Below are 14660 nucleotides of genomic sequence, written 5' to 3' on the forward strand. Positions count from 1 at the left end.
TCACCAAACTGGCATTAAGCGCGGAAAGCTGCACAATGCATCACTCCATTATCTGGACTGCATTATCGCATTCTAGCATCCTATTTCCTCGTAGTCCGGTAATTTACGGTTCCCGGGTAGAAACTTCCGGGCCATATTCCCGGTTTTATACGAGCTCTTCATGACATCAGTTTAACAATCCCCTACACATGATGTCAACTCAAACACGAACATTGGTAAAATCACCATAATAAATGTTCGCTTTTGGGCGAATTTAAATTCTCAATAACCTTATATTTTGTGAAGAAGTACTTCTTTCCGTACGCTCCTACCTCTAGCGCTCTATGGTGTTTAAGCTCCAGATTAAGACCTGTACAGCCTTAAATTGAAAAAAAGGAACGCTATCAGCGTCCCTTTGAACTCTATATTATTTTACAACCAGCACTGGAATACGAGCGCTTTGTACTACATTATGGCTGACACTGCCCAGAACAAATTCACGTATACCGCCAAGCCCACGGCTGCCGATAACTATGATGTCTATAGCATTTTCCTTAGCATATTTCAAAATCACTTCCGCAGGAGATCCTTGTAAAAGCTCAACCTCAGCATTCAGGCCTTCAGCCTCAAGGCGTCCCTTCACTTCCTCGGTTGTCTGCACTGCCAAATCATAATATTCTTTATTTACTGAAGCTGGTAATGGTGCAAGAGCTTCTCCGATAAAAAATCTTGGGAATTCAAATGCGTGTACGACATGCAATATAGAACCTGGTGTGACTTTAGCGAGTTCAATTGCGCGCTCCAATGCTTGATTAGAAGCCTTTGAACCGTCATAGGCTAGCAAAATTTTAGAGAATAACATGTACGCCACCTCTTTTTCTAGTTTGTAATCCTAAAGACTATTATCTTAAAAAATAGCTGTACAAAAAGATATTCAGCAGCAGCAGAAGCGGAATTCCGATCCTGAAAGATGTATGACGCGTCTTGTGGCGCTTACGGTACATGGCAATCAGCACACCTAGTGCGCCGCCCATGGCTGCCAGCAGAAAAAGTGTTTTCTCAGGTACACGTTCCCGCCTTTTGCGGGCTTTGTTCTTGTCCTCGGACATCACTACATACCCGATTATATTAATTACCACAAACCACAACATTACAACCTTGACCATTCTCCCGGGCTCCTCCTCCTTGCTTCCTATCTCTATTATATTCCCCTTTTGCACAAAAAACCAATCATCCTTACACGCTCTGCCAAGTCTTTAAGTTTCTTTTAGCTGCTTCTGCTTCGTATCCTTCATCCATACCCAGGATAAAATTGTAGCCAACACCGCCGCAATTCCACCTAACCAGAATCCTCCGGTCAAGCCATATACAGAGCTCATCCAACCTGCTACGAATGGCCCTGCTGACATCCCTATCGCATAAACGGCCTGATAGAAGCCCATAGCTGTAGCCCGTTTAAAAGGATCTATTTCTGATACGGATTTACTCAACAGCAGCGGAAAAATAAGTCCCTGCATAAAACCATTCCCCACCTGAGTCAGACAAAGCGCCGCTAACGTCGGCATAGAAGGAATGAGCAGCGTAAACAGTGCGCTTCCCGCAAAGCCTAGCATAAGCTTCCCTCTATCACCCAGCAGCCCTCCAAACAGACGTGAGCCGTAGAGCGTTGCGATGGCATGCGGAATCATAAAAGCGAGTGTTAGCCAGCCCAAGCTTTCTTTGCTTGCTCCGATATTCAGCGCCTGGTTCGGAGTATATCCGAACATCGTTATAAATAGCACACAGTGCGCCAGCACAGACAACAGTGATACTCTTACCAGCAGAGGTTCCTTTACGACACCAGCCAGTTCCTTGATCTGTATGGCATTTTGCCGTTTTTCCTGCTTTTGTTCCGGTAACCGAAGCGCAAGTATTAGTGCCGCAATAGCTACAATTCCACCAATCAGGAAGGGGGCATTCCAGCCCCAATGCTCTACCATATAGCCGCTGATCATCATGCTGGTCAATTGGGCGATTACTGTAGTGAATTGCAGCATGCCCATCGCTTTTCCAGCTTCCTCTTTTGGAAAATAACCTGCGAACATCACAGAGTACACAACCCATGCCGATGCTGCTATCCCGGATACCGCACGTGCTGCCAACGCCCAACCCGGCTGTGCTCCCCACATAAAAAGAAAACAGCTGACTCCACTCGCAATCAATCCCAGATAGATAAACGGCCGCCGCCTATTTAAATAATCTGAACCGATGCCAATGGGTATACGGAATAGGATCTGCATTAACCCATATATCCCAAGCACCATGCCCACCATAAAATACGATGCTCCCAAATGCTCAACATATGGTGAAAGCACCGGCACATAAATATAAGAAGAGAACCAAAACATAAATACAATAACCAAAAAGAAAAACCTGCTGCTTCCTTGCCCCTGTGGGCGATCTGCCGCTTTCAACGGATTCGCCTGCTGCTCAGCTGCCACCTAATCACCTGCTCCACTCATTTGCTTACCATTCTAATTCAAAGCCTATCCGTAGACCACATAAACTTACTAGGACAGAAAAAAGACTGCTGAGCACACTCAGCAGCCTTCATTATTCTAATCATTCGTTTTAATTGAAGCTAACCATCCGATGATTCCTACTACTTATCCTTCTTTTGTCCTTCAAGCGCTGCTTTCAGCAGTTCCCCAAGGTTAGAACCAATGCTTTCCTGCTTGCTGTATTGCTGCACCAGCTTTTGCTGTTCACGTTTATTAACATGCTTGTGATCCTTATCTAAGGTCTCTGTGATTCCACAGCCTAGACATTGTACGAACATGCCTGCTTTACCCTCTTTAAGCTCCATTTTCTTATGGCACTGTGGGCAGCGGCGATTCGATAGTCTTTTCTCACCTGCACGGGTGTAACCACAGTTATCTGCAGGACACACCAGCAGCTTCCCTCGTTTGCTCTTCTTCTCGAGCAGTCTTGTACCGCATTCCGGACAATGACTGTTAGAGACATTATGCGGCTTATATTCTGCTCCGCTAGTTTTCACACCTGTTACCAATTCCTGTGCCATACCGCGGATACCTTGTAAAAAGAGCTCCGGTTTGCCTTGACCACGCGCTATTTTCTCCAGCTCAGCTTCCCAACGTGCGGTTAGATCCGGGGTTCGTAGCTGAGTGGATACCAGCTCGATTAACTGCTTACCTTTTCCTGTCGGATGCAGGAGATTACCTTGCCGCTCAATTGTATCGGAGCTTACCAGCTTCTCAATAATATCCGCGCGTGTAGCCGGGGTTCCGAGGCCGTGCTTCTCCATTTGCGTCAACAGCGAAGCTTCATTATAACGCTTCGGTGGCTGTGTTCGGCCAGCACGCACCATACAGCGGCCAATCGTGACAGCAGCCCCTTCGCGCAGCTCAGGCAGCTTTACACTGCCCGCTGCCGGCTCGTCCGCAGATTCCTCCTCGTCATCACTACTCATATCTCCGCCGTATACTTCGCGCCAGCCGGCATCTTTTACTGTCGTCCCTTTGACATGGAAGCTTTCGCCTTCCACATTGACGGTTACAGCTACCGCATCATAACGAGCTGGCGGATAGAACAAGCTTATAAAACGCCGCACAATCAGATCATACAACTTACGTTCTTCAGTACTCAGACCATTTAACAATACGGTCTGTTCTGTAGGAATAATAGCGTGGTGATCACTGACTTTACTATCATCCACGATTCGCTTCGTAATCCGCAGCTGCTTGCGCAGCAATGGACGTGCTAACGCTGCATATGGACCGACCGCAACACTATCCAGTCTTTCCTTGAGTGTGCCCGTCATATCTGAAGTTAAGTAACGACTGTCCGTACGCGGGTATGTGACAAGTTTATGCTGCTCATATAACCGCTGCAGCACACTGGAGGTCTGCTTCGCGGAGAAGCCGAACTTCCGGTTCGCATCACGCTGCAGTTCAGTCAGATCATAAGCCAGTGGATGAGGTTCACTTTTCTCACTCTTCTGTACCTTAATAATACGGCCGCTGCGTCCTGTAAGCTTATCCTTTAAGCTGGCTGTCTTATCCTTTTCGAATATTCGACCATCACCGTTACTGGCCCGCCATGCCGCTTGGAAATCCCCAAAATCAGCAGTCAGCGTCTCAAAATCGACGGAACGGAAACCCGTAATCTCCTGTTCACGATCCATGATCATCCCTAATGTCGGCGTTTGTACCCGTCCTGCTGAGAGCGGCGAACCGAACTTACAGGTCAAAGCTCTTGTGACATTCAGTCCAATCATCCAATCCGCCTCTGCGCGGCAACGTGCAGATTCATACAACCGATCAAATTCCCGGCCCGGACGGAGTTTTGCAAATCCCTCTTTAATTGCCTTATCAGTCTGCGAGGATATCCATAACCGCCGGAATGGCTTTTTCCACCCTGCCATATTCATAATCCAACGAGCCAGCAGCTCCCCTTCACGGGCAGCATCTGTAGCAACAATAAGCTCCTCAATGTCCTGACGCTTCATTAGGTGCTGGACAGCTTTATATTGCTGGTTGGTCTCCCGCAGCACCTTCAGCTTGGTCTTCTCCGGCAAAATCGGCAGATCCTCCAAGGCCCAAGTTGCAAACTTTTTATTATAATCCTCTGGCTCTGCCAGGCCGACCAAATGACCCAGCGCCCAGGTAACCACATATTTTGGACCTTCAATATAACTCTTCTGTTTATTATTGCATCCCATGACCCGTGCAATCTCGCGTGCAACAGACGGCTTCTCCGCCAATACTAGTGTCTTCATAATGCTCCCCTTTCCACATCAAATTTCATTATAGCATTAAATGAATGTTAGCAAATATCGTCAGGCTTTACCGTATGCCTCTGTTATACACTAGATCATATCTGATACCCGAAAGGAGTCATAGTCAATGAATGAACAAGAAAGCTATAATATATTATCTATAGGATCGGTTAGAGGTACAGCACATAATTTGCGGCTTGAAATCAACCCGGAATTCAGACCAGCGCTTAAAGGTTTATCTCAGTTTAGTCATTGCCAAGTACTTTGGTGGCTGCATGAGTTTGCAGAGGATCATTTCCGGCAGACTACACAGATTCAGCCTCCTTATGATGCGACCTTAACTGGAGTATTCGCTTCCCGTTCCCCTATTCGCCCTAATCCGATTGGGCTAAGTGTAGCAGCAATCCTCTCTGTCGATGTAGACTCTGGAATAGTGGAGGTGGCCGGGCTTGATGCCTATCCGGGTACACCTGTTCTCGACATCAAAGCCTATTTTCCTAGTGCAGATCGCGTAATGGAAGTGACAGTTCCCGATTGGGCTGCTGTTTGGGGCGACTGGACAGCAAATCATTGAAGTAATCGTGCTAGACACCATTTCTATTAACTGTTATGGGAGGACATCTCTTGAACAATCGCCAACTAATCATTCAAGCCTTAGATCTCATTGAGGATCGCTTAACCACGTTTCTTCCTGTAGCTGTCCTCTCCAAAGAAATGGGATACTCCCTTTATCATTTCACCCGTCTATTTCAAGCAGTCACTGGGATAGCACCCGGCGACTATATAGCCAGACGCAAAATCACTGAAGCAGCCTTAGACATTCATCGAATGCCAGAACGTTCACTCCAGGACATTTCATTAGACTATAACTTTAGTAACTATGAGACCTTTACCCGTGCCTTCAAAAGAATGCTGCACACGACTCCCTCTCTTGTTCGAAAAAGACTTACTGAAACGAAACTCCCTTTGCTCCCTAGACTATATGAACAGGATCTACTTCAAGTCCTTTCTGATAGTGATCTCTCCCCCCAGCTCGTTGATTTCGGAGAAATTATACTTCAAGGACCCGTAGTTAAAGTAGACCTAGATTTCTCCGTCATTTCTGATACTTGGCCTTTGCTTTTCAATAAGGTAGCCACTATATCGGATAGAATACAGCCTGAAAAATATTATCAGCTTGGCTTCTGGCCAGATGACTATGAGAGTAATGGGTTTTCGATCATGTGTGCCTGCGAGCTTAGTCCTATAAAAGCAGACCACAATCAGACTTTCCCCCTTCAGATCTTACCACCCATACGTTATCTGAAATTCATCCATAAAGGCCGCTCTTGTGATATCCCTTCTACCTATAAATATATCTACGGAATCTGGCTGCCGAAAACAGAATACAGGATGTCCATTCCATTTGAATTGGAATATTATGGTGAATTGTACCTTGGACCAGATAACGAAAACTCGGTGAGTGAAATCTACATTCCATTAGAATTTTTACAAGAAGAGACTACGTTGTCGTCTTTTATAGATGACAACCGTTACTCTTAGAAATATAAAGATATTATAGTTTTGCAGCTTATAAATTCTCATTTTTTAACAAAAAGCCCGTATCTGCTATGCAGACACGGGCTTTTTTTGCTTATGGGATTAATAGTTACTTTTGCTCCACCTGAATCGTTTGTTCAAGCTCCGGATAATAATGTTTAACTTGTTTTCCTTCTTCATCCCTTAATGCTTTATGATTTTCATCAATGGAGTAAGTAAACGGCTTAACTGTAATTGTCTTTGGTGTTTGCGCGAACGGTATGAAATCTTTGTCTACCAAAGGATAGACTATAGCTGGCAAGTTAAATGAACCACCCGATGAGAACGCATTACCTAGTTCATCAACGATTTCATAGAACATTTCAGAGGTTGTGTATCCATCCTTTTCTTTCACAGTTGGCGCTTTACCTTCTTCGCTGAGCTGTAATCTGCTTGTGGCTGGAGTTAATTCCAGCTTGGTAATCGTATAGCTGAATTCTTCTGCCTCTTTTGTTTGGTTCAGATCAAGCTTGATAATTCCTTCCGTTACTTTTTTCACCGGCACCTTGATTACAAAAGGCTCTGCAATTTGTGTAACCGGCACACTGATGCTTAATTCATATTCATCCCCCAAAGCCTCTATATTATTTAGATTTCTGTAATCGTATAAAATAGCATTCTTTTTTCCCTCAACATCACCAAAAGATGACATTTGGCTCTCCAGTTTTTTCCCATTCGGCAATTTCACTTCTGCTGAACCCAACAACCCTTTTTCGGACTGGTTCATTGTCACTTTCGCATGTTGTTCTGTTAGCGATGGATCGAACTCAATCGGTTCAATAATCATCTCAGCCATCATCTTATCATTATCAATGCCTTCCCGTTCAATCGCAAAAGCCAACCGCGAGCCGTCATAATAGGCATCGGTAACCTTTAAGGTCACTCCATCATGGGTAACGCTTTGGTTAGGGGCAGTAGATAATCCTTTTTCCTCAGCAGCATTTAGACCTTTATCGTCAATCCCCTTAAAAATACTTCCTACAACAGGAATCTGCTTCAATGTTTCAGCCATGACCGGGGATACAAATCCGCTACCGATTATCCCCGCACCCAACACTGCTGCTGCCGAGGCAGCCACCAATGATTTTTTCAGAAACTTATTTCCATTCTTTCTTGACGCTCGTTTTTCCATTCCCTCGTCTCCTATCCGCTTCATAATTGAATCGCTGAAACTGTCTACCGGCATTTCATGATTTTGGAATGTTTGACGAATGTGCTCCATCTTCTGACTTTCAGTTCGATCTTGCCATTTCTCCATGAGGGCTGCCTCCTTCATTCATTCTTTGCCGGACTAACTTTTTGCGTAGACGTTCAAATTTCTTGCGTAAAGTAGCTGAATTACAATCCATAATCTGACCCATTTCTTCAAAGCTGTACTGCTCAACCACCTTAAGAATCAGGAGATTGCTCTCTTCGGCTGTCAGGTCATCCATAAATAACTTCTGCAATGGCTCCTCATCGTTAGGATTATAATAGGCTTTGGGCTGCTGCTCTTTATATAGCGACAACAGACGGTTTCTTCGCTTGCGTTTGCGAACCTGATCCAGACAATGATGATAGGCCACTTTATACAGCCATGCACTAAAAGAGACTCGTTTCTCATAACGTCTGAGTTCCTGATACACTTTTACAAATATATCTTGCACAGCATCCTCTGCTTCTTCATGACTTCTCAAAATATAATAGCAATACGTATAAATCTTTCTTTCATAGGCTTGTATTATAGTTCTATAGGCTTCGCGGTTACCCGCAAGAACCTGATCGATAGCCTCTTCAATTATTGTTTGATTCACTTGGACCCCGGGGCTGCGACGTTCCAAAGAATCACCTCCTTGTTATTGACTACAACTATATAACGAATGTGATCCCTTTAATTGTGACAGGCTCAAAAAAAATTTCCAAATATGTTAGAAACATCATCCGTTTTCAATAAAAAAAGCGATTGCCCCGATTGATGTTCGGAGAAATCGCTTTTATAATAATATTCCATATTTATAAATTACTTACTTATTCGTACTATTGGACACTTTTTAACGCTATACATGCTTCAAAATATACAGTATCACTATTCTGACCGCGTACATATATACCATCATCCGTTACAGCTGAACGTAAAATAGTCAGTTCATCCCCAAACTTAGCTTCTTGTAGATAAGTAATCCGGAAGCGTGTGAACTCTGCATTATCCCATTCCGCTAAAGTGAGCGCATCACAACATAAATCCCCGTATCGGGCATTATTCAAATGTCCGTTGCTGTCAAGCCCACTATATCTTACCTGATACCGATAAGCTTCTTCCATAGTAATATCAGAAGGGATCGTTACCTTAACAGGCATATCGCCTACTGAATCGCCATTATAGTGCTTAACCTGAACCGGAAGGGCATTCGGTCTAAGTATCTTTCTCTTCTCAATATCTACTAAAGCCCATATGGATCGTGCTGTGGCGATTTCTATATGATCTGCATCGAAAATACGATAATCCCGTTGCCACAGTGCCCCTTTAGTTCCTTTACTCCAGGTATGTACGCTAAGCACATCATTCGGGCGGGGAATACGCTTAAAATCAAGATCTAACGTAATCATCATCCAGCCCATTCCTGCATTCAGAATTTCTTCCACACTTATCCCCAAATTACCCACTGCGAAGTCTGCCGCACATTGCATGATATCCAGAATAAAGGATAACTTACCCTGCGAACGATAATCCGTGTCGCTCGCATGTACAGAAAAATCTTCTATCCACACAAGATTGCTACTGTTGTCCATTGTTTATCCTCCTGCCATGCAAAATATCCTTGCATTTACTTGAAGTATCCACATATACCACTGCTCTATCCACATAAATTGGGGACTACTTTCATTTTTGAATATATTTTATTATTTCATCCACATGTTAGTAACTTTTATAATTTCGTTAATTCCCCATAACTTATCCACATTTTTAAAATTAAGCGGTAAAGGGAACAAAAAAGCCATTGTTGATAAATCAACAATGGCTTCGTGTGCTTGGCAACGTCCTACTCTCCCAGGACCCTTCGGTCCAAGTACCATCGGCGCTGGAGGGCTTAACGGTCGTGTTCGGGATGGGTACGCGTGGAACCCCTCCGCTATCGCCACCAAACATGCGTCTGTGAAACAGACGCTGCCGCGTGAAATTCGGTTCATCACCAGAAGTGACAATGAATTTCTAAGCGTGTTACAGGCTTGATGCCTGAAAACTGAATCCGAAACGAATCTGCATTCTACGTATAGGATAAGCCCTCGACCGATTAGTATTGGTCAGCTCCATGCATTACTGCACTTCCACCTCCAACCTATCTACCTCGTCGTCTTCAAGGGGTCTTACTAATTGGGAAATCTCATCTTGAGGGGGGCTTCACGCTTAGATGCTTTCAGCGCTTATCCCGTCCGTACGTAGCTACCCAGCCATGCTCCTGGCGGAACAACTGGTGCACCAGCGGTACGTCCATCCCGGTCCTCTCGTACTAAGGACAGCTCCTCTCAAATTTCCTGCGCCCACGACAGATAGGGACCGAACTGTCTCACGACGTTCTGAACCCAGCTCGCGTACCGCTTTAATGGGCGAACAGCCCAACCCTTGGGACCTACTTCAGCCCCAGGATGCGATGAGCCGACATCGAGGTGCCAAACCTCCCCGTCGATGTGGACTCTTGGGGGAGATAAGCCTGTTATCCCCAGGGTAGCTTTTATCCGTTGAGCGATGGCCCTTCCATGCGGTACCACCGGATCACTAAGTCCGACTTTCGTCCCTGCTCGACTTGTAGGTCTCGCAGTCAAGCTCCCTTATGCCTTTGCACTCTGCGAATGATTTCCAACCATTCTGAGGGAACCTTGGAACGCCTCCGTTACTCTTTAGGAGGCGACCGCCCCAGTCAAACTGCCCGCCTGACACGGTCCCCGTACCCGGTAAGGGCACTAGGTTAGAACCTAGATACGATCAGGGTGGTATCCCAACGGCGCCTCCACCGAAGCTTGCGCTCCGATTTCTACGGCTCCCACCTATCCTGTACAGATCGTACCCAAATTCAATATCAAGCTGCAGTAAAGCTCCATGGGGTCTTTCCGTCTTGTCGCGGGTAACCTGCATCTTCACAGGTATTAAAATTTCACCGGATCTCTCGTTGAGACAGCGCCCAAGTCGTTACGCCATTCGTGCGGGTCAGAATTTACCTGACAAGGAATTTCGCTACCTTAGGACCGTTATAGTTACGGCCGCCGTTTACTGGGGCTTCGGTTCATAGCTTCGGGTTACCCCTAACCACTCCCCTTAACCTTCCAGCACCGGGCAGGCGTCAGCCCGTATACTTCGCCTTGCGGCTTCGCACAGACCTGTGTTTTTGCTAAACAGTCGCTTGGGCCTTTTCACTGCGGCCCCCTCGTGCTATTCACACTACCGGGGCACCCCTTCTCCCGAAGTTACGGGGTCATTTTGCCGAGTTCCTTAACGAGAGTTCTTCCGCGCGCCTTAGAATTCTCTTCTCGCCTACCTGTGTCGGTTTGCGGTACGGGCACCTTCTCCTGGCTAGAGGCTTTTCTTGGCAGTGTGAGATCATGACCTTCGCTACTATAATTTTCGCTCCCCATCACAGCCCAGCCTTATCGATGTGCGGATTTGCCTACACATCAGCCTCACTGCTTAGACGGACATCCATCAGTCCGCGTCACTACCCTCCTGCGTCACCCCATCGCTCATAGCGGATTACGGTGGTACAGTAATTTCAAACTGTTGTCCTTCGACTACGCCTTTCGGCCTCGCCTTAGGTCCCGACTTACCCTGAGCGGACGAGCCTTCCTCAGGAAACCTTGGGCTTTCGGCGGATCAGATTCTCACTGATCTTTTCGTTACTCATACCGGCATTCTCACTTGTGTAGTGTCCAGCGCTCTTTTCAGTACACCTTCAACCCCTACACAACGCTCCCCTACCCCAGATACATAGTATCTAGCCATAGCTTCGGTGGTGTGTTTAGCCCCGTTACATTTTCGGCGCAGAGTCACTCGACCAGTGAGCTATTACGCACTCTTTCAATGGTGGCTGCTTCTAAGCCAACATCCTGGTTGTCTGTGCAACTCCACATCCTTTCCCACTTAACACACACTTGGGGACCTTAGCTGATGGTCTGGGCTGTTTCCCTTTTGACAATGGATCTTAGCACTCACTGTCTGACTCCCGGCAATAAGTATATGGCATTCGGAGTTTGACTGAGCTTGGTAATCCTTGCGGACCCCGCACCCAATCAGTGCTCTACCTCCACTACTCTTATACCGAGGCTAGCCCTAAAGCTATTTCGGGGAGAACCAGCTATCTCCGAGTTCGATTGGAATTTCTCCGCTACCCCCACCTCATCCCCGCACTTTTCAACGTACGTGGGTTCGGGCCTCCAGTGCGTGTTACCGCACCTTCACCCTGGACAGGGGTAGATCACACGGTTTCGGGTCTACGTCCACATACTAATTCGCCCTATTCAGACTCGCTTTCGCTGCGGCTCCACCTTCTCGGCTTAACCTTGCATGTTAAACGTAACTCGCCGGTTCATTCTACAAAAGGCACGCCATCACCCATTAATAGGGCTCTGACTTTTTGTAAGCACACGGTTTCAGGTTCTATTTCACTCCCCTTCCGGGGTGCTTTTCACCTTTCCCTCACGGTACTGTTTCACTATCGGTCGCCAGGTAGTATTTAGCCTTAGCAGATGGTCCTGCTGGATTCATACGGGGTTTCACGTGCCCCGCACTACTCGGGATCCGTCTCGGAGAGAATACAGTTTAGGTTACAGGGCTTTTACCTCTATCGCGGGCCTTTCCAGACCTCTTCACCTACCATATTCCTTTGTAACTCCATGTGAGACGTCCCACAACCCCTAAGAGCAAGCTCTTAGGTTTAGGCTGTTCCGCGTTCGCTCGCCGCTACTGACGGAATCACTATTGTTTTCTCTTCCTCAGGGTACTTAGATGTTTCAGTTCCCCTGGTCTGCCTCTACATTTCCTATGTATTCAGAAATGAGTAACTGCGAATTACCACAGCTGGGTTTCCCCATTCGGACACCCCCGGATCAAAGCTTGCTTACAGCTCCCCGAGGCAGTTTCGTTGTTCGCCACGTCCTTCGTCGGCTCCTGGCGCCTAGGCATCCTCCGTGTGCTCTTATTAGCTTAACCTTGATTCTTCCGAAGAAAAATCTCACTAATAACATTTACTTGTTTGCACAAGTTGCTAAAAGATGTTCTAAAACGCAAATTCGTTTCGGTATCCAGTTTTCAAGGATCAAGTCTTACTGAGAGCTTAAACTCTCAAAACTGAGCAACGAGTGAGTAACAGGCCTAAACCTGAGTTTTGGAAGCTGAGCTTCCGATTTGAATGTTCTCATTGCAGAGAACGATTCTCCATAGAAAGGAGGTGATCCAGCCGCACCTTCCGATACGGCTACCTTGTTACGACTTCACCCCAATCATCTACCCCACCTTCGGCGGCTGGCTCCCTTGCGGGTTACCCCACCGACTTCGGGTGTTGTAAACTCTCGTGGTGTGACGGGCGGTGTGTACAAGACCCGGGAACGTATTCACCGCGGCATGCTGATCCGCGATTACTAGCAATTCCGACTTCATGCAGGCGAGTTGCAGCCTGCAATCCGAACTGAGACCGGCTTTGATGGGATTGGCTCCACCTCGCGGCTTCGCTTCCCGTTGTACCGGCCATTGTAGTACGTGTGTAGCCCAGGTCATAAGGGGCATGATGATTTGACGTCATCCCCACCTTCCTCCGGTTTGTCACCGGCAGTCACTCTAGAGTGCCCAACATTACTTGCTGGCAACTAAAGTTAAGGGTTGCGCTCGTTGCGGGACTTAACCCAACATCTCACGACACGAGCTGACGACAACCATGCACCACCTGTCTCCTCTGTCCCGAAGGCCGCTGCTATCTCTAGCAGATTCAGAGGGATGTCAAGACCTGGTAAGGTTCTTCGCGTTGCTTCGAATTAAACCACATACTCCACTGCTTGTGCGGGTCCCCGTCAATTCCTTTGAGTTTCAGTCTTGCGACCGTACTCCCCAGGCGGAGTGCTTACTGTGTTAACTTCGGCACCAAGGGTATCGAAACCCCTAACACCTAGCACTCATCGTTTACGGCGTGGACTACCAGGGTATCTAATCCTGTTTGCTCCCCACGCTTTCGCGCCTCAGCGTCAGTTACAGCCCAGAAAGTCGCCTTCGCCACTGGTGTTCCTCCACATATCTACGCATTTCACCGCTACACGTGGAATTCCACTTTCCTCTTCTGTACTCAAGCCACCCAGTTTCCAGTGCGACCTCAGGTTGAGCCCAAGGTTTAAACACCAGACTTAAATAGCCGCCTGCGCGCGCTTTACGCCCAATAATTCCGGACAACGCTTGCCCCCTACGTATTACCGCGGCTGCTGGCACGTAGTTAGCCGGGGCTTTCTTCTCAGGTACCGTCACTCCGGTAGCAGTTACTCTACCGGACGTTCTTCCCTGGCAACAGAGCTTTACGATCCGAAAACCTTCATCACTCACGCGGCGTTGCTCCGTCAGGCTTTCGCCCATTGCGGAAGATTCCCTACTGCTGCCTCCCGTAGGAGTCTGGGCCGTGTCTCAGTCCCAGTGTGGCCGTTCACCCTCTCAGGTCGGCTACGCATCGTCGCCTTGGTGGGCCGTTACCCCACCAACTAGCTAATGCGCCGCAGGCCCATCCCTCAGTGACAGATTGCTCCGTCTTTCATTCTTCTCTCAGGAGAAAAAAGAAATTATCCGGTATTAGCTACCGTTTCCGGTAGTTATCCCAGTCTGAAGGGCAGGTTGCCTACGTGTTACTCACCCGTCCGCCGCTAAGTTACTTTGAAAGCAAGCTTTCAAAGTAACTCCGCTCGACTTGCATGTATTAGGCACGCCGCCAGCGTTCGTCCTGAGCCAGGATCAAACTCTCCAATTAGTATTGAAAAGAGCGATATGCTCATTTTGAAACATCTGACGAGAAAATTAATTCTCTAATTTTGGATTTCACTTACGTGATTTCCTACTCACTCGTTGTTCAGTTTTCAAAGATCAAGTTCTCGTTGGCGCCGTTTAATGTCTCAGCAGCAACTCTTATACTATATCATGTTGTTTTCAGAAATGCAAGCTTTATTTTTCGAAGCTTTTTATCAGCCTCGTCTATATCGCCTGTACGCTGTCTAACAACGCTTACCTATAATACCCCAACTATTAATAGAAAAGCAACCCCTAATATAAAAATAAACAACTAGCTTAATAATTAAGCTAGTTGTTTATTTAATAGAGTTATCTTTCTAG

General features: G+C 46.8%; 9 protein-coding genes, 3 rRNA genes and 1 riboswitch. Of the genes, 2 read left to right on the forward strand and 10 right to left on the reverse strand.

Features of this window, described 5'->3' with window-relative positions; translation table 11 throughout:
- Positions 1–71 precede the first annotated feature (71 nt).
- A riboswitch (purine riboswitch) is annotated at positions 72–173 on the reverse strand.
- 233 nt (positions 174–406) lie between these two features.
- From MHH63_RS20885 to MHH63_RS20900, 4 genes are all read right to left on the reverse strand, one after another.
- Positions 407–841 (reverse strand): universal stress protein, encoded by a 435-nt coding sequence (locus tag MHH63_RS20885; protein ID WP_036680923.1) that lies wholly within the window; start codon positions 839–841, stop codon positions 407–409.
- A gap of 40 nt (positions 842–881) precedes the next feature.
- On the reverse strand, positions 882–1145 hold the full coding sequence (locus MHH63_RS20890) for a DUF1294 domain-containing protein (protein ID WP_036680925.1): 264 nt from the start codon (positions 1143–1145) through the stop codon (positions 882–884).
- Between the two features lie 90 nt (positions 1146–1235).
- Positions 1236–2459 carry an MFS transporter gene (locus MHH63_RS20895; protein ID WP_081393633.1) on the reverse strand — a complete coding sequence of 408 codons (1224 nt, stop codon included), beginning with the start codon at positions 2457–2459 and terminating at the stop codon, positions 1236–1238.
- Positions 2460–2620: 161 nt separating this feature from the next.
- Complete coding sequence (locus MHH63_RS20900; protein ID WP_076195116.1) at positions 2621–4756, reverse strand: DNA topoisomerase III; 2136 nt, start codon at positions 4754–4756, stop codon at positions 2621–2623.
- A gap of 127 nt (positions 4757–4883) precedes the next feature.
- On the opposite strand from MHH63_RS20900, the gene tsaA reads away from it, so the two are divergent.
- Complete coding sequence (tsaA, locus tag MHH63_RS20905) at positions 4884–5330, forward strand: tRNA (N6-threonylcarbamoyladenosine(37)-N6)-methyltransferase TrmO (RefSeq protein ID WP_076148050.1); 447 nt, start codon at positions 4884–4886, stop codon at positions 5328–5330.
- A gap of 50 nt (positions 5331–5380) precedes the next feature.
- A complete protein-coding gene (locus MHH63_RS20910) occupies positions 5381–6298 on the forward strand; it encodes an AraC family transcriptional regulator (RefSeq protein WP_076195118.1) in 918 nt (305 codons plus the stop codon).
- A 106-nt stretch (positions 6299–6404) separates the two neighbouring features.
- On the opposite strand, the gene MHH63_RS20915 is transcribed toward MHH63_RS20910, so the two are convergent.
- From MHH63_RS20915 to MHH63_RS20940, 6 genes are all read right to left on the reverse strand, one after another.
- The gene (locus tag MHH63_RS20915) at positions 6405–7592 is read right to left on the reverse strand and encodes a DUF4179 domain-containing protein (protein ID WP_341172075.1); all 1188 of its coding nucleotides are present in this window, start codon (positions 7590–7592) and stop codon (positions 6405–6407) included.
- Positions 7567–8154 carry an RNA polymerase sigma factor gene (locus MHH63_RS20920; protein WP_076128449.1) on the reverse strand — a complete coding sequence of 196 codons (588 nt, stop codon included), beginning with the start codon at positions 8152–8154 and terminating at the stop codon, positions 7567–7569. The genes MHH63_RS20915 and MHH63_RS20920 overlap by 26 nt, the downstream gene beginning before the upstream one ends.
- Before the next feature lie 196 nt (positions 8155–8350).
- Positions 8351–9103 (reverse strand): acyl-[acyl-carrier-protein] thioesterase, encoded by a 753-nt coding sequence (locus MHH63_RS20925; protein ID WP_076219763.1) that lies wholly within the window; start codon positions 9101–9103, stop codon positions 8351–8353.
- Positions 9104–9341: 238 nt separating this feature from the next.
- Positions 9342–9458: ribosomal RNA gene (gene rrf / locus MHH63_RS20930) — 5S ribosomal RNA — on the reverse strand.
- A gap of 128 nt (positions 9459–9586) precedes the next feature.
- Positions 9587–12512, reverse strand: a 23S ribosomal RNA gene (locus tag MHH63_RS20935).
- A 231-nt stretch (positions 12513–12743) separates the two neighbouring features.
- A 16S ribosomal RNA gene (locus MHH63_RS20940) occupies positions 12744–14301 on the reverse strand.
- Together the 16S, 23S and 5S rRNA genes form the textbook arrangement of a ribosomal RNA operon.
- Positions 14302–14660: the final 359 nt, after the last annotated feature.

This window comes from Paenibacillus sp. FSL H3-0310, assembly GCF_038002785.1.
Taxonomy (GTDB): domain Bacteria; phylum Bacillota; class Bacilli; order Paenibacillales; family Paenibacillaceae; genus Paenibacillus_AQ; species Paenibacillus_AQ odorifer.

Bases quoted from the DNA above. Each gene is read 5' to 3' on its own strand.
- MHH63_RS20925 (WP_076219763.1), bottom strand. From the start codon at position 9,103: ATGGACAACAGTAGCAATCTTGTGTGGATAGAAGATTTTTCTGTACAT.
- MHH63_RS20885 (WP_036680923.1), bottom strand. From the start codon at position 841: ATGTTATTCTCTAAAATTTTGCTAGCCTATGACGGTTCAAAGGCTTCT.
- tsaA (WP_076148050.1), top strand. From the start codon at position 4,884: ATGAATGAACAAGAAAGCTATAATATATTATCTATAGGATCGGTTAGA.
- MHH63_RS20900 (WP_076195116.1), bottom strand. From the start codon at position 4,756: ATGAAGACACTAGTATTGGCGGAGAAGCCGTCTGTTGCACGCGAGATT.
- MHH63_RS20915 (WP_341172075.1), bottom strand. From the start codon at position 7,592: ATGGAGAAATGGCAAGATCGAACTGAAAGTCAGAAGATGGAGCACATT.
- MHH63_RS20890 (WP_036680925.1), bottom strand. From the start codon at position 1,145: ATGGTCAAGGTTGTAATGTTGTGGTTTGTGGTAATTAATATAATCGGG.